Here is a 23912-nt window from a genome sequence, read left to right on the forward strand (position 1 = left end):
TGCCATTAATGCTAAGGATCTATAATACATTAACTCAAGAAAAAGACGTATTTAAGCCAATTAAGTCAAGAACAGTTGGTATGTATGTCTGTGGTCCAACAGTATATAACTATATTCATATTGGAAACGCGCGTAGTATCGTTGCATTTGATACTATTCGTCGTTACTTTGAATATTGTGGTTACCAAGTGAATTACATTTCTAATTTTACGGATGTTGATGATAAATTAATTAATGAAGCTAAAGAAGAAAACAGTACAGTAATGGATATTGCTAACAAGTACATTGAAGCTTACAAAGAAGATGTGGCTGCATTGAACGTTGAACCAGCAACTGTTAATCCAAGAGCTACTGATAATATTGATGGAATTATTCAATTCGTAAAAGAATTGGTTGATGATGGTTATGCATATGCTGTTGACGGCGATGTTTACTATCGAGCAAGAAAGTTCAATGATTACGGTCATTTATCACACCAAAGTGTAGATGACTTGGAATCAGGAGCTAGCCAACATGTGTCAGAAGAAGAACTTTCCAAGAAAGAAGATCCAATCGATTTTGTTTTATGGAAAGCTGCTAAGCCAGGTGAAATCTCATGGGATTCACCATGGGGTAAAGGTCGACCGGGCTGGCACATTGAATGTTCAGTAATGTCTACCAAGTACTTGGGTAACACAATTGATATCCATGGTGGTGGGGAAGACTTGAAGTTCCCTCACCATGAAAACGAACGTGCACAAAGTGAAGCCAAGACTGGTGAAAAGTTTGTTAACTATTGGATGCACAATGGCTTTGTTACCGTCGGTGATGAAAACGAAAAGATGAGTAAGTCACTAGGCAACTTTGTGACTGTTCACGATATTGTTAAAAAGGTTGATCCTCAAGTAGTAAGATTCTTGATGTCAACTACACAATACCGTCGTCCAATTCAATACAACGAAACTAATTTACAGGCCGCTGAAAACAACCTAAACAAGTTAAGAAATGCATACAATAACTTGAAATATCGTTTAAGCGATGCGACAGATATTATTGATATGAAACTAGAACAAGAAATCAGACAAATTCAAGCAGATTTCCAAGATGCGATGGATGATGATTTCAATGCACAAAACGGAATTGATTGTGTATACGAACTAGCTAAACTTGGTAATATGTATGCCCAAAGACCTGAAGTAGGTAAGGATACTGTTAACCTAATCATTGCAAAGCTAGAAAAGATGGCTTCTATTTTTGGTGTTGTCTTCAAGGAAGAAACACTAGATGACGATTCAGTTCAAGCGTTGATTGATGAACGTAACGAAGCTAGAAAGAACAAGGACTTCGCAAGAAGTGACGAAATTAGAGATCAACTACGAGACCAAGGAATTATCCTAGAAGATACTGCTCAAGGTACTCGTTTCAGAAGGGAATAAATGATGGAAAACCAGAACGTGGATTATAAACAGTTAAATGGAATTGCATTAGCATATCTTGGCGATTCAGTTTACGAAGTGTTCGTAAGAAAACACCTTTTAAACTTAGGTATTACTAAACCCAACCGCCTACAAAAGACAGCTAGAAAGTACGTGTCAGCAAAGGCTCAAGCAGCATTAATCGATTTGATGATTGAAGACGACATCCTAACAGACGAAGAGGATGCAGTGTTCAAGAGAGGTCGTAATGCTAAGAGTTACACACATGCTAAGAACACTAGCGTTTTGACTTACCGCCATTCAACTGGTTTTGAAGCCATGATGGGGTATCTTTCATTAAGCAAACAAGATGACCGTTTAGAAGAACTATCTAACTGGTGTATTGAACAAGTCGATGCTGGGAGGCCAAAATATGAAGACTAACGACCAAAGCGAATTTATAATCGGACGCCATCCGGTTGTTTCCGCATTAAGAGGAAAGCAAGAAATCAACAAGGTTTTCCTACAAAACGGAATCAAGAAAGACGAAAAAAGTGTTGAAGAAATCATCAAGCTAGCTAAGCAAAAGCACCTAGTAATCTCAACTGTGCCAAAGCAAAAGTTAGACTTACTTTCAGATAATCAAAATCATCAAGGGGTGGTTTTATCAATCTCACCATACAAGTATGCAACCATTGATGAATTGTTTGAAAACTCAGCAAAACAAGATGTACCACCATTCTTTTTAATTCTTGATAACATTGAAGATCCTCACAACTTGGGTTCAATTATCAGAACAGCCGATGCTGCCGGTGTTACTGGTGTGATTATTCCAAAGCACCGTGCCGTTGGTTTAACATCAACGGTTGCTAAGACATCTGCTGGTGCCATTGAAAGAATTCCAGTTGCTAGAGTGACTAACCTAGTTAACACTGTTAACGATTTAAAACAACAAGGTGTCTGGGTATTTGGTACTGACGTTAAAGGTGCAGATTACCGTCGTTGGGATGCCAAAGGACCAGTTGCCGTAATCATTGGAAATGAAGGTAAGGGAATTTCACCACTTCTAAAGAAGAACGTAGACGAAATGTTAACCATTCCAATGGTCGGTCAATTACAAAGTTTAAATGCCAGTGTGGCTGCTAGTTTATTAATGTATCAAGCTTATAATTCAAGAAATCCACTATAAGAAGGATTAAGCCAATGAAAAAACAACTATTATTAATCGATGGATATAACGTCATCGGAAATTGGCCTGAATTGAATAAGTTAAAGCTGGATAATCGTTTGGCAGATGCCAGGGATGAATTGATTAATATCATTTCCGAATATAAAAAATACCGTGACTTAGATATGAAGATTATCTTCGATGCGATGTATGTTCCTGGTTTATCAAAGAAAGATAAGAAGCATAACTTAGACATTGTTTGGACTAACAAAGATGAAACAGCTGATAGTTATATCGAAGCATATGCTAGACAAAAGCAATCTAGATTTGTTCAGGTCGTCGTAGTAACATCTGATCAAGCTGAACAATGGACTGTTTTTTCAGCAGGGGCTTTGAGAATATCAGCACGAGAATTGCTTCGTGATGTTGAACGTTCAAAACGTGAGATTAAGACGCAAGTTCGTAGTTATACCAATCAGTTAACTGGTCGTCGAACTCCTTGGTCTAATGATCAGTTGTTGAGACTTGAAAAGCTAAGAGATAATTTAACAAATGATTAAAATCTATATATATTTATACCGATTTGTTGAAATATAAATGAACAAATATTCGCTTGTTTATGATTATGTAACTATATAAATTATTTTATGTAATTATAATCAGAGGTGAATAGGTAATGAGCTTTGACCAAAATAATATTGATATAGAATTAATTCTTGATTTTAAAGAAACCGGCAATGAAGAGTCATTGCAAAAGCTGTTTGATAAATACAAGCCGTTGGTTAATAAAGTGTGGCGTAATTATTACTTGCACGATATGGACATCGATGACTGGTATCAAGAATCAATGCTGGTAATGGTAAAAAATATTCGTAATTATGATATAAACCATAAAGCGACGTTTGGGACGTTATACCAAATTAGTTTAAAGAATCATTTATATGACATCTTAAGAAAAAGAAAAGCTAAGAAGCGGATGCCGGTTGATAAAATGGTTTCATATAATGCTAACGAGTTATACTTTCAAAACAGCTTGAAGGATAGAATCTTTTTAACACCAGATCAGTCAATGAATATCCAGATTTGTTACGAAGAGTTGATTGCTAGACTATCACCTCTGGAATCGGAAATCGCCTTTTGCTATTTAGAAGATTTGATTAATGAAAATAATTTTTCAATCGATAAATTAAAGCTGGCTTTAGCAAGGCATCCAGAGAACGCTACTAATATTGTTGATAATTGTATTGCTAGGGTCAAAAACAAGTTAAAGAAGATTGTAAAAAAGGTCTATGACTAGCCATCAGCATAAATTGACTATCAAAAATATAAATGCTATTATGAATTTATTCAAAAGGGGGATGTATACGATGTCACAGAATAAAGTTGCTTTACAATGTGAAGTCTGCGGATCCCGTAATTACACAACCTCGGTTGGTAATAACCATGAAGATCGATTAGAAGTAAAAAAATACTGTAAACATTGTGGCAAGGCTACGATGCATAAAGAAACACGTTAGTGGAGGAAAACTATGAAATTATTTAAGTTCTTTAAAAGTGTTGGTACTGAAATGAAACTAGTTGTTTGGCCTAATGGTCACCAAACTAGAATTGACACTACCATCGTAGTATCAATGTCAATTATCTTTGCAATCTTCTTTGCAATTGTTGACTGGGCAATTCAATCAGGATTACTATACCTATAATTTACTGTTTTAAATTATAGTAAATAGTGATATTATAATAGGTAGTTTGAAACTTCGTGAGTGCGGAGTTTTTTTATTTTGCAAAAAAATCATAGAGGGAGCTAATTTTAATGGAATCAGCAGAAAAGCAATGGTATGTTATTCATACTTACTCAGGATACGAAAACAAAGTTAAGGCTAACCTTGATTCACGTAAAGAATCAATGGGTATGTCAAACTTTATCTTTAGAGTAGTTGTTCCAGAAACAGAAGAACACGAAGTTAAAGATGGTGTAGACAAGGCTAAGATGGAAAAGACTTTCCCTGGTTATGTTCTAGTAGAAATGGTTATGACTGACGAAGCATGGTACATCGTTAGAAATACACCAGGTGTTACTGGATTTATCGGATCACATGGTCAAGGAAGTAAGCCAACTCCATTGCTACCAGATGAAGTAGAACTAGTTCTAAGTCGTCTTGGCGTTTCTCAAGAAAAGCAAGAATTGGATGCTGAAGTGGGAGACACAATTACTATTATTGACGGTGCCTTTGCTGATCTTTCAGGTAAGGTTATCGAAAAAGATGACGAAAAAGGTAAGTTGAAGGTTAATATTGATATGTTCGGTCGTGCAACTACTGCTGAATTAAACTTTAACCAAGTACAACCAATTAGATAGAAAATTTGGGTTGTTAAAAATATTTAAACGTGATATATTATTTGTTGTATGTTTACGCATACTTAAGTGGGAGGAGAAATCTCATCTCCAATTTTTACCACACACGGACTTAAGGAGGTATGTCTCGTGGCTAAAAAAGTAGCTAACGTAGTTAAATTGCAAATTCCTGCGGGTAAAGCAACACCTGCTCCTCCAGTTGGACCTGCATTGGGTCAAGCTGGTATTAACATTATGGGATTCACTAAGGAATTCAACGCTCGTACTGCTGATCAAGCAGGATACTTGATTCCAGTTGTGATTTCTGTATATGAAGATCGTTCATTCGATTTCATTACTAAGACACCACCTGCTTCAATTCTATTGAAGAAGGCTGCTGGTGTTGAACATGGTTCCGGTGAACCAAACACTAACAAGGTTGCTAGTGTAACTAAGGACCAAGTTAAGGAAATCGCCGAAACTAAGATGAAAGATCTAAACGCAGCTGATGTTGAAGCCGCAATGCGTATGATCGAAGGTACTGCACGTAGTATGGGATTCACTGTTGAAGGTTAATTCAACAATTATTTCTATACTGTAGTACCATAACACCTATTATTTAGGTGTTATGTGGGAGGTTTATCCGTTACAACCACAATTGCAAGGAGGAAAACACAGATGGCTCAAAAAAGAGGTAAAAAGTATCAAGATGCTTTAAAACAAGTAGACCGTAACAAGGCTTACTCAGTTGAAGAAGCTGTTGATCTTGTAAAGAAAATTGATTTTGCTAAGTTCGATTCAACTGTTGAAGTTGTATTTAACTTAAATGTTGACACTAAACAAGCTGATCAACAATTACGTGGTGCTGTTGTCTTACCAAATGGTACAGGTAAAGACCAAAAAGTTGTTGTATTTGCTAAGGGTGACAAGGCTAAGGAAGCTGAAGAAGCCGGCGCTGACTTTGTTGGTGAAGCAGACCTAGCTGAAAAAATCCAAAATGGTTGGTTAGACTTTGATGTTGCTATCGCAACACCAGACATGATGGCTCAAGTTGGTCGTCTAGGTCGTGTTCTGGGACCAAAGAACTTAATGCCAAACCCTAAGACTGGTACAGTTACTATGGATGTTAAGAAGGCCGTATCTGATTCTAAATCAGGTAAGGTTACTTACCGTACTGACCGTGACGGAAACGTTGCCGTTATCATCGGTAAGTCATCATTTGATGCTGACAAGCTAGTTGGTAACTTCAAGGCTATTGAAGACTTGATTGTTAAGAACCGTCCAGCTTCAGTTCGTGGTACTTACATCAGTAACCTATCAGTTTCAACAACCTTTGGACCTGGTGTAAAGGTTGATCTAGAATCATTCTAAAGTTAAGTAATTAATTTGGAATTTGAAAATCCCTATTGACCAAAGTTTATATATATAGTAAACTACTATTTGTTATAAAATTGATATCTACCTAAGACTTGGGTGGTACTTGTACCTTAATATCCCAACGAGGACACTTAAAACGGTTTCTCTATGTCTAGGTGGCATAGGGATTTTTTATTAAATCCCAAAAAATATTGGGAGGTGAAACAATGCCAAAGAAAGAAGTAATTGACGCTAAAGCTAAACGTGTAGAAGCTGTTACAGAACAATTCAACAATGCTACTACTGCTATTGTTGTTAACTACCGTGGTTTAAACGTTGCTGAAGTAACTGACCTACGTAAGCAATTACGTGATGCAGGTGTTTCATTCAGTGTTATCAAGAATAACATTGCTGTACGTGCATCTAAGGAAGCAGGTTACGAAGAATTAGGTGACTTATTCAAGGGTCCTACTGCTGTAGCATTCTCTGATGAAGATCCTATCGCTCCAGCTAAGGTATTAAAGCATTTTGCTGATAACACTGAAGCTGTTGAAATCAAGGGTGGTATTCTTGAAAACAAGATTGCTACTCTACAAGAAATTGACGAATTCGCTTCATTACCAAGTCGCGACGAATCAATCTCAATCCTTGCAAGCATGTTACAATCACCTGTTCGCAAGTTTGCTATTGCTGTTAAAGCAGTTGCAGAAAAGGGCGATGGCGACGCAGCCTAAGCTCATAATATAAAATTATAACTATCCAAATTGGAGGAAATTAAAATGGCTTTTGATAAAGATAACATTATTGAACAAATTAAAGAAGCTTCAATCTCTGACCTAAACGACTTAGTTAAGGCAATTGAAGAAGAATTCGACGTAACTGCAGCAGCTGCTGTTGCTCCTGCTGCTGGTGGCGCTGATGGTGCTGCTAAGGACTCATTCACTGTAGAACTAACTTCTGCTGGTAGCCAAAAGGTTAAAGCAATCAAGGTTGTACGTGAAATCACTGGTCTTGGTCTAAAGGACTCAAAGGACTTAGTTGATGGTGCTCCTTCAGTAATTAAAGAAGACGCTAAAGAAGACGAAGCTAACGACATCAAGGCAAAACTTGAAGAAGTTGGTGCAGAAGTTACTCTTAAGTAATTTCTCTTTAAAAGAACGTGTGATTTATCACACGTTCTTTTTTTGTACATATTTTGATATAAAGCCTTGTGCCGGCAATTATTAATTGAGATAATAGTAGTAATAAGATTTATGGAGGAAACATAATTGAAAGCTTTATTTAAGAAATGTGGAGATTGGATTAACCGACATATGACTTTAGTGAAAGTCCTATTCGTGGTATTCGTTTTAGCTGTTGTTGTACACGTTATTTTTTCTGTTTCAAAAGAAATCAGTGGAAGACAAATGGCTGAAAGCTTTTCAAGATTATCACCAATGTCGATTATTATCATGATAATTTTGGGATTTATCGCAGTTTCACCGATGCTGATATATGATTTTACTATCGTTGATTTTTTACCAGGTAAGTTTAAAAAGTCATATATTGTAAAGACGGGGTGGATTACCAATACATTGACTAACATCGCAGGTTTTGGTGGTGTATTAGGTGCAAGTATGCGTTCTAGTTTTTACAGCGAAAACGCAACAAAAAAACAAATATTATATGCAATATCTAAAATCGTTATTTTCTTATTAGCTGGACTATCCACTTATTGTTGGGTAGCTATTATTATGATGTTTAGTTTCGGATTCGGAACAAACAGCCATGACTGGTGGTGGTGGATTGTACTAGTTCTTGGTGGACTATACTTCCCAATTTTGTTTATCATCACAAGATTAAATGATTCTGATTATTTTAAAGATTTAACTGCTAAACTAGAAATCCAATTGATTGTTGGATCATGCTTAGAATGGTTAGGTTGTGCTGGGTTATTTATGGCGATTGGTGCATTCATGCACCAGCCAATTAACCTACTTGCTGTATTCCCAGTGTTCGTTGTTGCAAACGTGGTAGGGGTTGCTTCATTAGTTCCCGGGGGACTTGGAAGTTTTGAAGGAACAATGCTTGTTGGATTAATGTTCATTGGTGTTAAACCAAGTGATGCAGCGGTTTGGTTAATTTTATACCGTGCTTTTTACTACATTTTCCCAGTATTATTGGGAATTATCTTCTTAGTAATTGATGTATTCCAACGTTTCAACAACTTTTTAGACGGTATTCCAAAGTTAATTTTACAAAGATTAGCCCATATGTTTATTACTATTTTCATGTACTTTTCAGGAATCATGATGCTATTACTAGCAGTTATTCCTAACTTAGTATTAGTTAATAGATTCTATATTTCACTAGAACCATATTCGTTCTATTTCTTAGATCAACTAAGTACTGTTATCGTTGCATTCCTACTAATTGGTTTTGCTCGTGGATTTGGTTCCAAGGTGAAGAAAGCGTTTTGGCCAACCGCCGTTATATTGGTAATTGCCTTATGGAACACACTTTGGAAGGAAGACTTTCCAACCAATATGGTAGTTATGTCTGTAATTTTACTTTGTTGCTTATGGTTAAGTTACAAGGTATTGTACAGACAAAAATTCACATATTCATGGGGACATGCGCTAATTGATTTACTAATATTCGTTAGTGCGTTTATCGTATACCTAATCATTGGCCTACTTACAAACTTTAAGTTTGCAGTGTTCCACTGGACTAACTCATATCTATTACCATCGCCACAAGTATGGTTTGCGGGTCTATTAGGATTGATTTTAGCTTTCCTAATCTTAGTTCTAACTTTCCGCTTCTTATCATACTCAAAGGTTGAATGGTTAAACCAACCATTTGATGGAGATAGAGTATCTAACGTTATTAATGAATTTGGTGGAAATGAAGTAAGTCACTTAGCTTATGTTCGTGACAAGAGCATCTACTTCTACCAAGAAGATGGTAAAGACCAACTATTTTTCATGTACAAATGTCGTGCTAATAAGATTATGATCATGGGAGAACCAATCGGTAACCTTGATAAACTTGAAAATGCGATTGATAAGTTCATTGAAGATAGTGACAATATTGGTTATTCACTTGTTTTCTACGAAATTGGTGAAGAACTAACAATGTTACTTCACGAAAAAGGATTTAGTTTCACTAAGGCAGGAGAAGAGGGTCACGTGGCATTGGATACTTTCTCTATTGCTGGTAAGAAGCATCGTGGTGAAAGAGCTTTGATGAATAAATTTGATCGTGATGAATACAAATTTGAAATTATTCAACCACCGTTTTCAACATCATTCATTGATGAATTAAGAGAGGTATCTGATAACTGGTTGAAGGGTAAACCAGAAAAGGGATTCTCATTAGGATACTTTGACAGTTACTACCTAAACCAAGCACCAATTGCTGTAATGAAGGATAAGGACAACAAGGTTGTTGCCTTTGCTAACATCATGCCAACTGGTGACCATGAAATGACATCAATTGATTTGATGAGATCAAGCGAAGATGCACCATCAGGAATAATGGATGGAATCTTCATTAACTTGTTCAACTATGTAAAGGATGAAGGTTACAAGTATTTCAACCTTGGAATGGCTCCATTATCAAACGTTGGTGAATCTAGATATAGTTTCATTGACGAAAAGATTTCTAACTTAATCTACAAGTACGGAACTGCATTCTACAGTTTCCAAGGATTAAGATCTTACAAGGAAAAATACGTTAGTGAATGGACACCTAAGTACATCTCATACCGTCGTGGAAATTCACTAGTATTCACCATGCTTCAATTACTTGTATTGGTAAATGAACATGTTGATGATACACCATGTGAAAAGAAATCAATTTGGAAGAGATTATTCAAAAAATAGGTCTTTTTAGCCAACTTAAATTGAGTAAATAAAAATACCCGATATAGATATTAATAATTCTGTATCGGGTATTTTTTTGCGTCTAACGGAATAAAAAAAGAGGGTGAAGTAATTAAACTTCGTCCTCTTTTTATTTATGATTATTTGTTATCTTTTGGATACCAAATCTTGTAATCGTCATCCTTCATAGCTTCAACTTCACCTAGACGGTAACCGTTACCGACTTGTGAGAAGAAGTCATGGTTAGCTGTTGATGTTGAGATACCATTCATAACGATTGGATCAACGTCTTCAGCGTTATCAGGGAATAGTGGATCTTGACCTAAGTTCATTAGTGCCTTGTTGGCATTGTATCTGATGAACTTCAATACATCGTCAGTCCAACCAACTTGATCATATAGAATGTGAGTGTACTTTTCTTCGTTTTCGTATAAGTCATACAAGAAGTTGTACATCCAATCTTTTAGGTCTTGTTGTTCGTTTCCACTTAATTGGTTGAAACCAAGTTGGAACTTGTACCCAATGTAAGTTCCGTGAACAGATTCATCACGAAGAATTAACTTAATGATTTCAGCAACGTTAGGTAACTTGTTGTGACCTAAGTACCATAGTGGGGTGTAGAAACCAGAGTAGAATAAGAAGGTTTCTAGGAATACACTTGAAATCTTTTTCTTCAATGGGTTTGAATCATCATGATATAAGTCATAAATCTTCTTAGCCTTGTTTTGAAGGAATTCTTCTGAATCACTCCAGTCAAAAATTTCTGAGATTTCGTCAGGAGTGTTTAGAGTAGAAAAGATTGATGAGTAACTCTTAGCATGGACAGATTCCATGAATTGAATGTTGTTTAAAACAGCAGTTTCGTGTTGAGTGGCAACATCTTTTCTAAGTGCGGCCATACCGTCTTGTGATTGTAGTGTATCAAGTAAAGTTAGACCACCAAAGACATGACCAACTAGCCATTTGTGATCGTCATCTAACGTTCTCCAATCAGCTAAATCGTTAGATAAAGGGATTCTAGTATCTAACCAGAATTGTTCGGTTAGTTTTTCCCATGTCGCTTTATCAATTTGGTCGCTTACAGCATTCCAGTTGATAGCTTTGTAATTATCCATTGTATAAATTCTCCTAACTAATTAGATTGAACAACTTTCACATTCGTTAACACCGACTTCTTGGTTATCATCAGTGTAAGTTCTGACATAGTATAGTGACTTAATGCCTTTAGCGTGAGCGTAGTTACGTAGGATAGTTAAATCACGAGTAGTCATTTTATCAGTTCTACCGTTCTTCCATTCATATAGACCTTCAGGAATTGTTGAACGCATGAATAGAGTAAGACTCATACTTTGATCAACATGCTTTTGAGCAGCAGCGTAAGTATCAATAACTTTTCTCATGTCAATGTCATAAGCTGACTTGTAGTACTTAAGAGTTTCGTTTGATAGGTATGGAGCTGGGTAGTAAATCTTACCAGTCTTTGATTCATATCTTTCTTCGATACGACTAATGATAGGGTGCAAACTAGCAGTGGAATCATTAATGTATGAGATTGAACCGTTTGGTGCAACAGCCATTCTGTTTTGGTGGTATAAACCATCCTTCATAACAGATTGTTTTAGTTCTTCCCAATCGCTTTGGTTTGGAACAAAGATGCCGTCGAATAGTTCTTTTACGCGATCAGATTTTGGACCCCAGTCTTCGGTAGTATATCTATCGAAGTATGAACCATCAGCATATCTACTCTTATCAAAGTTGTGGAAAGTTTCGTTTCTTTCAGCAGCAATCTTGTTTGATGCAACTAAAGTCCAGTAGTTTAATAGCATAAAGTAAACACCAGTGAATTCGATTGCTTCGTCAGAACCGTATTCGATTTGGTTTTTAGCTAAGAAACTGTGAAGACCCATTCCACCAAGACCAATACTGTGTGATAGGGCGTTACCACGTTGGATTGATGGAACAACGTTGATGTCTGAATGATCAGTAACGAAGGTTAAGGCACGAACCATTGCGTCAACTGACTTACCAAAGTCAGGGCTAGCCATTAAGTTAACGATATTAGTTGAACCTAAGTTACATGATACATCAGTACCAAGTTTTTCATAGTGTTGTTCGTTATCAACAGTAGAAGGTTCTTGTACTTGCATGATTTCTGAACATAGGTTACTCATAACAATCTTACCGTCAATAGGGTTTTCCTTGTTAACAGTATCAATGTTAATGATGTAAGGGTAACCTGATTCTTGTTGTAATTTACTAATTTCAGTTTCTAGTTCACGAGCGTTAATCTTAGTCTTCTTGATTTCATCGTTTGCGACCATGTTGTCGTATTCTTTGGTGATATCAACGTATGAGAATGGAACGCCGTAAATTCTTTCAACATCGTATGGACTGAATAGGTACATTTCATCATCGTTTTGAGCAAGTTCATAGAACTTGTCAGGAACAGTAACAGCAAGTGAAAGAGTTTTAACACGAATCTTTTCATCGGCGTTTTCTTTCTTAGCTGATAGGAATGAGATGATGTCTGGATGGAATACGTTTAGGTAAACGGCCCCGGCACCTTGTCTTTGTCCTAGTTGGTTTGAGTATGAAAAACTGTCTTCTAGAAGTTTCATAACTGGAACAACACCAGAAGCAGCACCTTCGATATGCTTGATTGGATCACCTGCAGCACGTAGGTTAGAAAGGTTAATTCCAACACCACCACCAATACGTGATAGTTGTAGTGCTGAGTTGATAGTTCTACCAATAGTGTTCATATCGTCAGTAGGTTGAATTAAGAAACATGATACAAATTCACCACGACGTTTTCTTCCGGCATTTAGGAAAGAAGGGGTGGCTGGTTGGTATCTTTGGTGAACAATTTCATCTGCTAAGTTCATAGCAAGTTCTTCATCACCATCAGCGAAGTATAGTGCGTTGATAGCAACACGATCAATGAATTGTTCTAGGTAGTAGTTACCATCATCAGTCTTTAGGGCGTATTGAGCATAGAATTTGTATGCGGCCATAAAAGATTTGAACTTAAAGTTTTGACTTTCCAAGTAGTCGTAGATTTTTTCAATAAATGAAAAGTCATATTTGTTGATGAATTCTTCTTCAAGGTAATCGTTATCGATTAGAAAATCGAATTTTTCTTTTAGAGAACCAAACTTTTTAAGGTTAGGTTCAACATTTTCTTTGATGAAAGCTTCAAGCGCTTCTTTATCTTTATTTAATTGAATCTTATCATCCTTAGGGATGTTAATTTCATTATTTAGGTCGTAATAGGTTACGTCCTTCAAATCTTTCAACGACATGCTTAAACCACTCTTTCGTTAGTAAAATTAAACTTGAGAAAAAACAAGGCGAGACCAATAGCGGTTTCGCCAAAAACAACATTTTATATTATAATGAATAATACGTAATTTGAAATTAAGCTAGTTGGCTTAATTGATCTGGTCTAAATCCGGAAATTGAGTCAATACCATCTGCTTCCACAACTGGTAGTGACATGAATCCTTTTGATTTTAAGTATGAAACATATTCGGGTTCTTCGTTAATGTTTCTTTCAATAAAATCAATATCGTGTTCGCTTAAAAAGCGCTTAGTCATTTTGCATTGCATGCAATTATTCTTTGAGTATACAGTTACTTGTGCCATGGTATTGCTCCCTTTCTTTTGACGAAATATGTATTACATTTCAATCGAAATATGTAAGATATTTCCCTTTAATTTATATATAAAAGTTTACACCAGAACAGAAAAAAATCAAATAAAAAACACCATATTTAGTGGTCGAAATGTTCCTAATCTACTAGATACAGTGTCTTAGCGAATTTAAAAATTTTTTACGAGGATCTGATTTGAAATGAACGAATTTTATTATACACCTAATCCACATGTTGTACACGAACTTCATACATGGAATTTTGATTTATTAAACAACACATTGACCTTTACCACTGATAACGGGGTTTTCTCAAAAAGAACTGTTGATTTTGGTTCAAAAACTTTAGTTGAAAGTGTTAATTTTGATAAAATTCCAGACGGAAATGTCCTAGATTTAGGATGTGGATATGGCCCAATGGCAATCGCTTTAGCCAAGCATCATCCTGACAGAACGTTTGAAATGGTAGACGTTAATAACCTAGCATTAGAACTAGCCGTGAAGAATGCTGAACAAAATCACGTTTCAAATGTTAAAATTCATAATTCTGACGTTTATGAAAATGTTACCGATAAGTTTGCCGCAATTATTACCAACCCACCTGTAAGAGCAGGGAAGGATGTTGTTGATGGAATGATTTCTGGTGCAGTTGATCATTTATTATCAAAGGGAACACTAACTGTGGTATTACAAAAGAAACAAGGGGCACCATCTGCTAAGAAGTTAATGCAATCATTATTTGGTAATTGTGAAATTATCAGGAAGAACAAAGGTTACTATATATTGGAAAGTGTATTTAATGGATAAGACAAACGAATACTATATGAAAGAAGCTTTATTCGAAGCGAAAAAAGCATACATGATAAACGAGGTACCGATTGGGGCAATCGTTGTTAAAGATGGTGAGATTATCGGTAGGGGTCATAACCTCCGTGAGTTAAGCAACAATGCTTTGGATCATGCCGAAGTAGTGGCCATTGATGAAGCATGTCGTCTTTTGCATAGTTGGCGATTGGAAGATTGTGATTTATATGTAACGATTGAACCATGTTTAATGTGTGCAGGAGCAATCATCAATTCCAGAATCAAGAATGTCTACTATGGAGCTAACGATATTAAGGCGGGTGCCGCCGAAAGTCTATATCATGTGTTAGAGGATAGTCGATTGAATCATCAGGTTAATGTATCTGGTGGATTACTGGCTGATGATGCTAAGCATTTAATGAAGTCTTTTTTCAAAGCAGCACGCAAAAGAAGCAAAGAAGCTAAGAAAAAAAGAAATAAACTTGAAAAATAATCCTGAATAAGTTAATATAATTATTGCCGCAAGGCCTTGAAGCAAAGTTGTGTTTACGAACCGTGTCAGATCCGAGAGGAAGCAGCACTAAGTATTCTACGCTTGTGCTTCTTGTTTTTTATACAAATAAACTCCTAGTCAAATGCTGGCTAGGAGATTTTTTTATCTACGATGTAAAAACGATAATGGAATAATTATTGAATAGAATATATAATGTAAGTAACTAGTTTTTTGAAAGGAAGTTTTCCATGAGTTACCAAGCTTTATACCGTGTATGGAGACCGCAACGTTTTGACGATGTGATTGGTCAAGATGTTATTACCACCACATTGAAAAATGCGATTGTCACCAATCAATTGAGTCATGCTTATTTATTTGCAGGTCCTAGGGGAACTGGAAAAACTTCCGCTGCGAAAATTTTGGCAAAGGCAATTAACTGTCCAAACCAAAAAGATGGGGAACCCTGCAACGAATGTGAAATTTGTGAAAGCATTACAAATGGAACACTAAATGATGTTATCGAAATTGATGCGGCCTCAAACAATGGGGTTGAAGAAATTAGGGATGTTAGAGATAAGGCCAAGTATGCGCCAACTCAAGCAACCTACAAGGTATACATTATTGATGAAGTTCATATGTTATCAACAGGGGCTTTCAATGCATTGTTAAAGACATTGGAAGAACCACCTGCACACGTTATCTTCATTCTAGCCACAACCGAACCACAAAAGATTCCGGCTACAATCATTTCACGTGTTCAACGTTTCGATTTTAAACGTATCACCGCAAATGACATCTTAGGCAGAATGGAATTCATTTTAAACGATAAAAAGATTGATTATGATGACAAGGCGCTAAAGGTAATCGCCAAAGCCGCAGAAGGTGGGATGCGTGATGCCCTAAGTATCCTAGATCAAGTATTGTCATTTGGCTTTGATAAGGTTACTTACGAAAATGCATTGCAAGTAACTGGTAGTGTGACTAAGTCACTACTATCAAAATACCTAACCAATGTTGTGAACCACGATGTTAAGGATGCGCTATCAGATGTTAGACAAATGCTAGAATCTGGTAAAGATGCAGCAAGATTTGTCGAAGACTTAATTAAGTACTGCCAAGACATCTTGTTATACCAACAATCACCTGAAATGGTCGAAGAATCAGAACTAGGTGTGATTGATGAAGAGTTCAAACAACTCACATCAATTGTGGATGCGAAGAGAGTTTACCGTATGATTGTTGACTTAAACGACATTCAAAACCAAATGAGATACACAATGCATCCAGACGTTTATCTAGATGTATTGACCGTTAAGCTATCAACCGACAACCAACAAGCTGCTAGCCAAGCACCAGCACAACCACAGCCAGCTGTGCAAACTGCCAGTGCTTCAAATGTTGATAACCAATTGGTTCAACAATTGAAGGATCAAGTAGCTAGTTTACAAAAACAAGTCGAAGAACTAACCAGGAATGGTGTTGCTGCCAATAAAGGTGGGAATGCTGCTAGCGAACCTGCCAGAAGGCCTGCTGCTAAGAAACCATCAGGTAGTTCAAGTAATGCTAGGGTTAACCTAACCAAGATTTATCCAGTTTTGGACAACGCCACTCGTCAAGATTTAACCAACATTCAAAACATTTGGGATGAATTATTAAGTGGACTAGACGTAACCAAGCGAGCATTGATGAATGTTTCTAAGCCAGTTGCTGCCAGTCATGACGGTGTGGTTGTTTCATTCGAATATCCATTCCTATTCCAAAAGGCAAGTACTGACGAAGAACTACAAGATGCCTTAGGTAATGGATTGGATCGTATTTTAAGTTACGTTCCAGACTTTGTCTTTATCCCGGCTGAACAATGGCCAGAAATCAGAAAGGGTTACATCGTTGCCCAAAAGAATAGTGGTAAAGATGTTCGAGAAGAATCTGAAAATTCAAGTGTTGAAAATTCAGACCAAAACGATGATAATAATAATGAAAAACAAGACAATGAACCCAAAATAGTTAAACAAGCAACACAACTTTTTGGTGAAGATATAATAGATGTAAAAGATGATTAAGGAGCTGTTATAGTTATGATGAACGGAATGAACATGGGAAAGATGATGAAACAAGTTAAGCAACTACAAAAACAAATGGGTGCTGAACAAGAACAAATCAACAACACTGAATTTGTTGGAAAAGCCCCTGAAGACATGGTAGTTGTTACTTTCTCAGGTGACCGCAAGATGAAGGACATGAAGATTAAACCAGAAGCATTGGATCCAGAAGACCCAGATATGACTTCAGATTTAGTAATCAGTGCCGTAAACGATGCACTTGCACAAATCGAAAAGACTACTCAAGACTCAATGGGTAAGTACACTAAGGGAATGGGAATTCCAGGAATGTAATTTAAATAAAGAAGGTTAATTATGCAATATCCTGAACCAATTGCTAAGTTGATCGACAGTTTTATGCGTCTACCAGGGATTGGGCATAAGACAGCGATTAGACTGGCATATTTCGTAGTTGATATGAACAAAGACGACGTTGCCAAGTTCTCTTCAGCTTTGAAGGAAACCAAGGACAAGTTGATGTATTGTTCAATCTGCGGAAATTTAACTGATGAAGATCCATGTGTTATCTGTCGAGACAAGACGAGAGATCAATCGACTGTTTTGGTTGTCGAACAACCAAGAGACATCATGGTAATGGAAAAAATGAAAGATTATCATGGTTTATATCATGTATTAAATGGTGTCTTATCTCCAATCGAGGGAAAAGGACCAGAAGATTTAAATATTAAAAGCCTAATTAAACGTTTGCAAAGCGACGAAGCAATCAAAGAAGTTATCATTGCCACAAACGCTACTCCTGAAGGGGAAGCAACTGCAATGTATCTATCACGTTTAGTTAAGCCAGCCGGAATTAAAGTAACTAGATTAGCGCATGGGTTATCAGTTGGTAGTGATATCGAATATGCTGATGAAATGACGCTTTCTAGAGCCGTTTCTGGTCGAACTGAAATGTAGGAGTGAATACTGATGTTAGGATTTTCAAGATTTTCACACAACGTAGGAAAACAATATGATGAATTTCTATTGGATTCTATCGATCGTGCTAAGTACCAATGGGACCAAGCTACTGAAACCCAAGAAGCCATTTATGAAGTTGACGGGGAAATCGTTGCCCAAACTCGTTTAGCTCGTGAAAAATATTTATTTTTATATCGAGAAGCAAGAGAAAGAAAAGTTTCCAACAATCGTATTCAATCTTCTGTTATTGATTACTAAAGGTGTCTTTATTCTTTGGAATAAGACACTTTTTGTTTGTTGTTCATTTGTTGAAACGCATAAATTAAAGTACAATGAGATAGAAAGATGAAAGTAGGGGTATAGTATATGGCTGGAAAATTTATCACATTTGAAGGCACGGATGGTGCTGGTAAAACAACCATCCTGAACATGGTATTAGATTATTTAAAAGAAGAAATGGGCGACAAGTTAGTTACCAGTAGAGAACCTGGTGGTAACCCAATCGCTGAAAGTATTCGTGAAGTAATTCTAGACCGCAAAAATGTTGATATGGACAAGCGAACCGAAGCGTTATTATATGCAGCGGCTCGTCGCCAAAACATTGAACAAACAGTGAAACCAGCGATTGCTGACAACAAGTTAGTTATCTGTGATCGTTACCTTGATAGCTCAATTGCATATCAAGGTGGAGGTAGAGAAATTGGTGAAGATGCAATCAATGAAATGAACCAATTTGCTACCGAAGGCTTTTTACCAGACCTTACTATCTACTTTAATCTTCCAGTAGAAGAAGGATTAAAGCGTATTGCTAAGAATAGGGCGGAAGATGAAGTCGACAGATTGGATGTTGAAACAATCGATTTCCATAACCGAGTTCATGCAGCCTACCAACGTTTAGCAAAGGCTAATCCTCAACGTATCAAGTCAGTTGATGCTACTCAATCAATTGATGCGGTATACCAAAATGTTTTAGAAATTTTGCAACCATATTTAAATGAATTTAAAAAATAGGGACGTGATTTTGAATGAAACTTTTAATTGTAATTGTGCAAAATAAAGATGCTAACAAACTACAAAACGCATTTGCTAAGAATAATGTTCATCAAACCAAGTTATCAACTACCGGTGGTTTTCTAAAGTCAGGAAACACTACCTTTATGATTGGGATAGAAGATGAACGTGTTAATGATGTTTTAGACATCATTAAAAAGGTTTCAAGTAAGCGTGAACAATACATGACACCTCCAGTTAATTTGGATGGTGGAGTTTCAGACTCATCATATCCAGTTAAGATTGAAGTAGGTGGCGCTACTGTAATGGAAATGCCAATGGATAATTTTTATCGATTCTAATGGGGGAAGAACATGACCGAAAATCAAGTGATTGCAGAGACTGAGAAAAAGCAAAAGCCACTGATGGACAAATTTTTACAAGTGGTGAACAATCACGAATTATCCCATTCTTACCTATTTAACGGTGAAGAAGGGGTCGGAAAGTTATCATTAGCGTTGTTTATAACAATGAGAATGTTTTGTAAAAACGTTTCCGATGATTCAATGCCCTGTGGACATTGTGATGAATGTCGTAGAATCGCAGAACAACAACATCCAGATGTTGTCATCATCAAACCAGATGGATTAAGTATCAAGGTTGATCAAATCAGATACCTAAAATCTGAATTTTCCAAAAGTGGTTTGGAAGGAAACCAGAAGTTCTTTATCGTTTGTGATGCGGAAAAGATGACTACCGGAGCCGCAAACAGCTTATTAAAGTTTATCGAAGAACCTGGTGCTAATATAGTTTCGTTTCTACTAACGACCAATAAGAATTTAATACTACCAACCATTATCTCTAGAACCCAAGTGGTTGATTTAAATCCGTTAAACACAAAAGCGTTTAACGAAGAATTGGCCAACATGGGTGTAATTCCCAGTCAATTTAAAATCATTAAACGACTAACCAACCAAATGTCGACCGTCCAAGCATGGCAGGAAGACGAATGGCTAACCAAGATTATTTCTGCGATTAGTCAATGGTTTAGTATGCTGGTCCAAAGAGATAAAACTTCATTTGTTTTGGTACAAAGTAATATCATGCCGTTAGTTAGTGATAATAGTAAACGCCAAGTAGTGATTGATATGCTGCTATCAATATTTGAAGATGTTTTAGATGCTAAGTATACTGGGAGTAAGGATTATAACTTTCCAAAACAAGCCCAAAACATTGAACAACTAAGCGAAAGTATCAATGAGGCCAAACTAATTCAAATTATGGAAGTAATCTTAAACTGCAACAACCAAATGGCAGTCAATGTTAGTTTCCAAAATATATTAGAGGCTACTACATTAAAAATTATGAAAATACTAAATAGTTAAATGGGGTGAAATTGTTTGGAGAAACGTGAATTATATGATGGAATCAAGGATTTAGAATCACAAACTGAATTAATGTTGAGTCAATTTGCTGAAGTGCGAAAAGCATTAACCGAAGTAATGGAAGAAAATGCCGAACTAAGAATTGAAAACCAACATCTACATGATTTCATCAATGAACAAAAAGAAAATGTGGAAAACGATAACAAGAAGAGCAGACCACGTTCATCTAAATCTCGTGAAAACTTGGAACACTTATTTAATGAAGGGTTCCATGTCTGCATCGAGTTTTATGGATCACATCGTGAAAACGATGAAAGCTGTATTTTCTGTAATGAAATCTTAAATCGTTAATCTGGAGGAGTCCAAGTGCAAGAACAACATAGCTTTACCGCTAACCAAGATAAAGGAATATTATATCTAGTTCCAACACCAATCGGGAACCTAGATGACATGACTTTTCGAGCAATTAAGACACTTAAAGAAGTTGATTTAATTGCCGCTGAAAACCCAAGTCACACGCAACAATTATTGAATCATTTTGAGATTGATACCAAGAAAATCAGTTTTAGAGAAGATAACAAAGACTACCGAATCGATGAATTGGTACAAACTTTAAATGACGGTCAAAATGTTGCTCAAGTTAGTGACGCAGGGATGCCATCAATTAGTGATCCAGGTCAAGAACTAGTGAAAGCATGTGTTGATAATAATATTAATGTTGTCCCACTTCCTGGAGCAAACGCTGGATTAACAGCACTAATTGCTTCCGGACTGGTTCCACAACCATTTTATTTCTTTGGATTTTTAAATCGAAAGAATAGTGACCAGATTAGCGAATTAGAGGAACTTAACCAACATAGTGAAACACTGATTTTCTATGAAGCTCCTCATCGTTTAAACAAAACTCTTAAGAATATGCAAAAGGTATTTGGTGCCGACCGACAGGCGGTATTGTGCAGGGAACTAACCAAGAAGTTCGAAGAATTCGACCGCGGTAGTATTTCTGAACTAATCGAATGGACCGAAGCAAATCAAGTTCGTGGTGAGTTCGTGGTAATTGTTGATGGTAATAAGAACGCCACCCAAGAAAACCAGGAACAAGATGAGTTGGCTGGATTATCTATCCAAGAACAAGTTGACTTGTTTATTGGTAAGGGCATGAAGACCAATGCAGCAATCAAAGAGGTTGCTAAGCTACACAAAGTAAAAAAACAAGAGATTTACAATATCTATCACGAAATCTAGGAGTGAATAATAATGGAAAACCAACCAACTGTTTTTAGTGAAAAACATCGAGTTACCTACTATGAAGCTGACTTTACCCGTCGTATGACCATTGCGATGATGCTAGATGTCATTATCCTAGCATCAGAAGATCATAGTGATAAGCTTGGTGTCGGCGCTGAATTTGTCCGCCAGTTCGGAGTTACCTGGGTTGTTATTCAATACGATGTGCATATTAACCGTATGCCAGTGGTTGATGAAAATATCACCATTAACACTAAATCAAAGTCATACAACAAGTACTTTGCTTACCGTGAATTCACTATCGAAAGTGAATCAGGTGAAGTGTTAATGCACATGACCGGTTTATGGGCAGCTATGAACTACAAGGAAAGAAAGATTGCTTCCATTCCAAAGGAAACAGTAGAACCATTTGGTGCTGAAAAGGTGAACCAAGTTCCTAAGATGCCTAAACCACAAAAGGTCCAATACAACGAAGAAACTAAACAAAGCTTCCGTGTAAGATATACAGACATTGATTCAAACCAACACGTAAACAATGCTCATTATATGGATTGGATGGTAAACGTCTTACCTGCCGACTTCCTAACCAACCATACCCCAACTCATTTCCTATTAAGATACGAAAATGAAGTTAAATATGGATCAACCGTAGAAAGTTACTACGACATGGAAGAACAAGAAGACGGTTCAATTCTAACTAAGCATGAAATCATGAGTGGCGACAGTCATTCTGCAATTGCCAACATTACTTGGCGCAAAAATGATTAAATATTTTCGGGTGTGTTCATTTTTATTATGGAGACACCTATTTTTTTGTTATAATTTGTTTTAGAATTATTACGTATATTAATAAAGTTATTAGGGAGACGGAAAAACAGGATGAAAGTATTGTCTTTAGATACATCCAATCGACAACTAACTGTTGCTATTTTGGATGATGATCAAATATTAGCGACAGAAACAACTACTGTTCATCAAAAGCATGCGGAATATTTACTTCCAATTATTGATGAATTAATGACAAAGGTGGACTTAACACCATCGGACTTACAAAGAGTTGTTGTGGCAGACGGTCCAGGATCATACACTGGAATTAGAATTGCGACTGCCACAGCTAAAACTTTGGCATACACACTAGGAATTGAACTAGTGGGTGTATCAAGTTTGCAAACCTTAGCGCTTAACATTAAGCAAGAGGGCAGTCTTGTAATGCCAATTTTTGATGCTAGAAACAATAACGTCTTTTCTGGACTTTATGAAATTAAAAATGGCGTTCCAGAAAGTGTCTTAGAAGACTGTCATACTGACTTTGATAAGTGGTTAGACAGAATTGATAGCAAAGACAAAGCAGTCTATGCTGTTGGTACCGACGCACCACATTTTGAAGATGCATTAAAGAAGAAGTTTGGCGATAAAGTTATTTTTACTGATAGTTTTGATAACTTGCCACAAGCAGCTAGGTTAGGTTTATATGGACAAACCTTATCACCTGTTGAAGACATTCATGCATTTGTACCAAGATATTTACGTTTGACTAAAGCTGAAGCAGATTGGAAACAAAATCATCCCGGGGAAGAAGTTACTTCATATGTTGAAAAAGTTAATTAATTGGTATCAGAAAAAATTTGTGAATACCGAGCACCTAATGAAAAAGGAACACCTAAATATCAAGAATCACATCGTAAAGATTAATGGCGATAAGTTTTACTTGGCCAAGGCAATGGTTACCGATATTCCTGAAATGGTTAATATCGAACGTGACGTCTACGATGGTAAGGCACCATGGACCGACGAAGCGTTTTTACCTGAGCTAAAACCACGTCTAGATCGCTTTTATTTACTATTGCGTCAAGAAGATGAACTAGTTGCTTTTATCGGTAGTTCTTTAAACGATAAACAAGGTGACTGTCATATCTCAAACGTTGCTGTAAAACCAGAATACCAAGAACGTGGATTAGGTTACTTCTTAATCGCTAAGATTATTAAAAAGGCCCGTCAATTGAACTACAAGACGGTTTCTTTGGAAGTTAGAATTAGTAACGTAAAGGCCCAAAGATTATATTCCGACTTAGGTTTCAAAGAAGTTGGTGTTAAGAAGGGCTATTACGACGGTGATCATGAAGATGCCGTCGATATGGTTTTAGATTTAAGTCTATACGAAACTATTCCAAATAACTTTGGAATTTAATGAAACGAGGTTTTTT

General features: G+C 36.5%; 30 protein-coding genes, 1 other RNA gene and 1 other annotated feature. Of the genes, 28 read left to right on the forward strand and 3 right to left on the reverse strand.

The window, feature by feature from the left end; genetic code table 11:
• The first annotated feature begins 8 nt into the window (after positions 1-8).
• The 13 genes from cysS (at position 9) to mprF (ending at position 10119) form a co-directional block, all read left to right on the forward strand.
• Positions 9-1415 carry a cysteine--tRNA ligase gene (cysS, locus tag RZ78_RS01850; RefSeq protein WP_054607949.1) on the forward strand — a complete coding sequence of 469 codons (1407 nt, stop codon included), beginning with the start codon at positions 9-11 and terminating at the stop codon, positions 1413-1415.
• Positions 1416-1838 (forward strand): Mini-ribonuclease 3, encoded by a 423-nt coding sequence (locus tag RZ78_RS01855; protein WP_034534704.1) that lies wholly within the window; start codon positions 1416-1418, stop codon positions 1836-1838. It begins immediately after the preceding gene.
• On the forward strand, positions 1828-2583 hold the full coding sequence (gene rlmB, locus RZ78_RS01860; protein ID WP_034531897.1) for a 23S rRNA (guanosine(2251)-2'-O)-methyltransferase RlmB: 756 nt from the start codon (positions 1828-1830) through the stop codon (positions 2581-2583). The genes RZ78_RS01855 and rlmB overlap by 11 nt, the downstream gene beginning before the upstream one ends.
• Positions 2584-2597: 14 nt before the next feature.
• Entirely contained in the window at positions 2598-3122 is a 525-nt protein-coding gene (locus RZ78_RS01865) for an NYN domain-containing protein (protein ID WP_053791535.1), read from the forward strand.
• A 116-nt stretch (positions 3123-3238) separates the two neighbouring features.
• The gene (locus RZ78_RS01870) at positions 3239-3859 is read left to right on the forward strand and encodes an RNA polymerase sigma factor (protein ID WP_054607950.1); all 621 of its coding nucleotides are present in this window, start codon (positions 3239-3241) and stop codon (positions 3857-3859) included.
• 70 nt (positions 3860-3929) lie between these two features.
• A complete protein-coding gene (gene rpmG / locus RZ78_RS01875) occupies positions 3930-4079 on the forward strand; it encodes a 50S ribosomal protein L33 (RefSeq protein WP_034531899.1) in 150 nt (49 codons plus the stop codon).
• A 12-nt stretch (positions 4080-4091) separates the two neighbouring features.
• Complete coding sequence (gene secE, locus RZ78_RS01880; protein WP_034531900.1) at positions 4092-4265, forward strand: preprotein translocase subunit SecE; 174 nt, start codon at positions 4092-4094, stop codon at positions 4263-4265.
• Between the two features lie 110 nt (positions 4266-4375).
• Complete coding sequence (gene nusG / locus RZ78_RS01885; RefSeq protein WP_034531901.1) at positions 4376-4921, forward strand: transcription termination/antitermination protein NusG; 546 nt, start codon at positions 4376-4378, stop codon at positions 4919-4921.
• 126 nt (positions 4922-5047) lie between these two features.
• Positions 5048-5473 carry a 50S ribosomal protein L11 gene (gene rplK, locus RZ78_RS01890; RefSeq protein WP_034531902.1) on the forward strand — a complete coding sequence of 142 codons (426 nt, stop codon included), beginning with the start codon at positions 5048-5050 and terminating at the stop codon, positions 5471-5473.
• Between the two features lie 102 nt (positions 5474-5575).
• Entirely contained in the window at positions 5576-6268 is a 693-nt protein-coding gene (gene rplA / locus RZ78_RS01895; RefSeq protein ID WP_034531903.1) for a 50S ribosomal protein L1, read from the forward strand.
• A 72-nt stretch (positions 6269-6340) separates the two neighbouring features.
• Positions 6341-6456: a sequence feature (ribosomal protein L10 leader region), on the forward strand.
• A 24-nt stretch (positions 6457-6480) separates the two neighbouring features.
• Positions 6481-6987, forward strand: a complete 507-nt coding sequence (gene rplJ / locus RZ78_RS01900; protein WP_053795195.1) for a 50S ribosomal protein L10 — start codon at positions 6481-6483, stop codon at positions 6985-6987.
• 45 nt (positions 6988-7032) lie between these two features.
• A complete protein-coding gene (rplL, locus tag RZ78_RS01905; RefSeq protein WP_034534701.1) occupies positions 7033-7395 on the forward strand; it encodes a 50S ribosomal protein L7/L12 in 363 nt (120 codons plus the stop codon).
• 126 nt (positions 7396-7521) lie between these two features.
• Positions 7522-10119, forward strand: coding sequence for a bifunctional lysylphosphatidylglycerol flippase/synthetase MprF (gene mprF / locus RZ78_RS01910; protein ID WP_191978826.1), 2598 nt, complete (start codon positions 7522-7524; stop codon positions 10117-10119).
• Positions 10120-10259: 140 nt separating this feature from the next.
• Here the strand turns inward: mprF and nrdF are convergent, their stop codons facing one another.
• The 3 genes from nrdF to RZ78_RS01925 all read right to left on the reverse strand — a co-directional run bounded on the left by nrdF (position 10260) and on the right by RZ78_RS01925 (position 13764).
• Positions 10260-11234, reverse strand: a complete 975-nt coding sequence (gene nrdF / locus RZ78_RS01915; protein WP_054607951.1) for a class 1b ribonucleoside-diphosphate reductase subunit beta — start codon at positions 11232-11234, stop codon at positions 10260-10262.
• Positions 11235-11255: 21 nt separating this feature from the next.
• Entirely contained in the window at positions 11256-13421 is a 2166-nt protein-coding gene (nrdE, locus tag RZ78_RS01920) for a class 1b ribonucleoside-diphosphate reductase subunit alpha (RefSeq protein ID WP_054607952.1), read from the reverse strand.
• Positions 13422-13536: 115 nt separating this feature from the next.
• Entirely contained in the window at positions 13537-13764 is a 228-nt protein-coding gene (locus tag RZ78_RS01925) for a redoxin NrdH (RefSeq protein WP_034531908.1), read from the reverse strand.
• 208 nt (positions 13765-13972) lie between these two features.
• Here RZ78_RS01925 and RZ78_RS01930 point away from each other — a divergent pair, with 208 nt between their 5' ends.
• From RZ78_RS01930 to rimI, 15 genes are all read left to right on the forward strand, one after another.
• Positions 13973-14578 (forward strand): class I SAM-dependent methyltransferase, encoded by a 606-nt coding sequence (locus tag RZ78_RS01930; protein ID WP_054607953.1) that lies wholly within the window; start codon positions 13973-13975, stop codon positions 14576-14578.
• Entirely contained in the window at positions 14571-15068 is a 498-nt protein-coding gene (gene tadA, locus RZ78_RS01935; protein WP_054607954.1) for a tRNA adenosine(34) deaminase TadA, read from the forward strand. The genes RZ78_RS01930 and tadA overlap by 8 nt, the downstream gene beginning before the upstream one ends.
• A gap of 27 nt (positions 15069-15095) precedes the next feature.
• Positions 15096-15192, forward strand: an RNA gene (ffs, locus tag RZ78_RS07415) — signal recognition particle sRNA small type.
• Between the two features lie 124 nt (positions 15193-15316).
• A complete protein-coding gene (gene dnaX / locus RZ78_RS01940) occupies positions 15317-17128 on the forward strand; it encodes a DNA polymerase III subunit gamma/tau (protein WP_054607955.1) in 1812 nt (603 codons plus the stop codon).
• A 15-nt stretch (positions 17129-17143) separates the two neighbouring features.
• A complete protein-coding gene (locus tag RZ78_RS01945) occupies positions 17144-17461 on the forward strand; it encodes a YbaB/EbfC family nucleoid-associated protein (protein WP_034531912.1) in 318 nt (105 codons plus the stop codon).
• Positions 17462-17482: 21 nt separating this feature from the next.
• The gene (gene recR, locus RZ78_RS01950; RefSeq protein WP_054607956.1) at positions 17483-18082 is read left to right on the forward strand and encodes a recombination mediator RecR; all 600 of its coding nucleotides are present in this window, start codon (positions 17483-17485) and stop codon (positions 18080-18082) included.
• 12 nt (positions 18083-18094) lie between these two features.
• A complete protein-coding gene (locus tag RZ78_RS01955; RefSeq protein WP_034531914.1) occupies positions 18095-18343 on the forward strand; it encodes a YaaL family protein in 249 nt (82 codons plus the stop codon).
• A gap of 108 nt (positions 18344-18451) precedes the next feature.
• The gene (tmk, locus tag RZ78_RS01960; protein WP_054607957.1) at positions 18452-19096 is read left to right on the forward strand and encodes a dTMP kinase; all 645 of its coding nucleotides are present in this window, start codon (positions 18452-18454) and stop codon (positions 19094-19096) included.
• 14 nt (positions 19097-19110) lie between these two features.
• On the forward strand, positions 19111-19437 hold the full coding sequence (locus RZ78_RS01965) for a cyclic-di-AMP receptor (RefSeq protein ID WP_034531916.1): 327 nt from the start codon (positions 19111-19113) through the stop codon (positions 19435-19437).
• A gap of 12 nt (positions 19438-19449) precedes the next feature.
• Positions 19450-20460 carry a DNA polymerase III subunit delta' gene (gene holB, locus RZ78_RS01970; RefSeq protein ID WP_054607958.1) on the forward strand — a complete coding sequence of 337 codons (1011 nt, stop codon included), beginning with the start codon at positions 19450-19452 and terminating at the stop codon, positions 20458-20460.
• A gap of 15 nt (positions 20461-20475) precedes the next feature.
• A complete protein-coding gene (locus RZ78_RS01975) occupies positions 20476-20811 on the forward strand; it encodes a DNA replication initiation control protein YabA (RefSeq protein WP_053791544.1) in 336 nt (111 codons plus the stop codon).
• A 15-nt stretch (positions 20812-20826) separates the two neighbouring features.
• Positions 20827-21705 (forward strand): 16S rRNA (cytidine(1402)-2'-O)-methyltransferase, encoded by an 879-nt coding sequence (gene rsmI / locus RZ78_RS01980; protein ID WP_054607959.1) that lies wholly within the window; start codon positions 20827-20829, stop codon positions 21703-21705.
• Positions 21706-21717: 12 nt separating this feature from the next.
• Positions 21718-22476: an acyl-[acyl-carrier-protein] thioesterase gene (locus tag RZ78_RS01985; RefSeq protein ID WP_053791546.1), complete on the forward strand. Its 759-nt coding sequence runs from the start codon at positions 21718-21720 to the stop codon at positions 22474-22476.
• A 111-nt stretch (positions 22477-22587) separates the two neighbouring features.
• The gene (gene tsaB / locus RZ78_RS01990; protein WP_054607960.1) at positions 22588-23316 is read left to right on the forward strand and encodes a tRNA (adenosine(37)-N6)-threonylcarbamoyltransferase complex dimerization subunit type 1 TsaB; all 729 of its coding nucleotides are present in this window, start codon (positions 22588-22590) and stop codon (positions 23314-23316) included.
• A complete protein-coding gene (gene rimI, locus RZ78_RS01995) occupies positions 23297-23896 on the forward strand; it encodes a ribosomal protein S18-alanine N-acetyltransferase (protein ID WP_054607961.1) in 600 nt (199 codons plus the stop codon). The genes tsaB and rimI overlap by 20 nt, the downstream gene beginning before the upstream one ends.
• The last annotated feature ends 16 nt before the right edge of the window (positions 23897-23912 follow it).

The organism is Apilactobacillus kunkeei, from assembly GCF_001308195.1.
Lineage (GTDB): Bacteria > Bacillota > Bacilli > Lactobacillales > Lactobacillaceae > Apilactobacillus > Apilactobacillus kunkeei_C.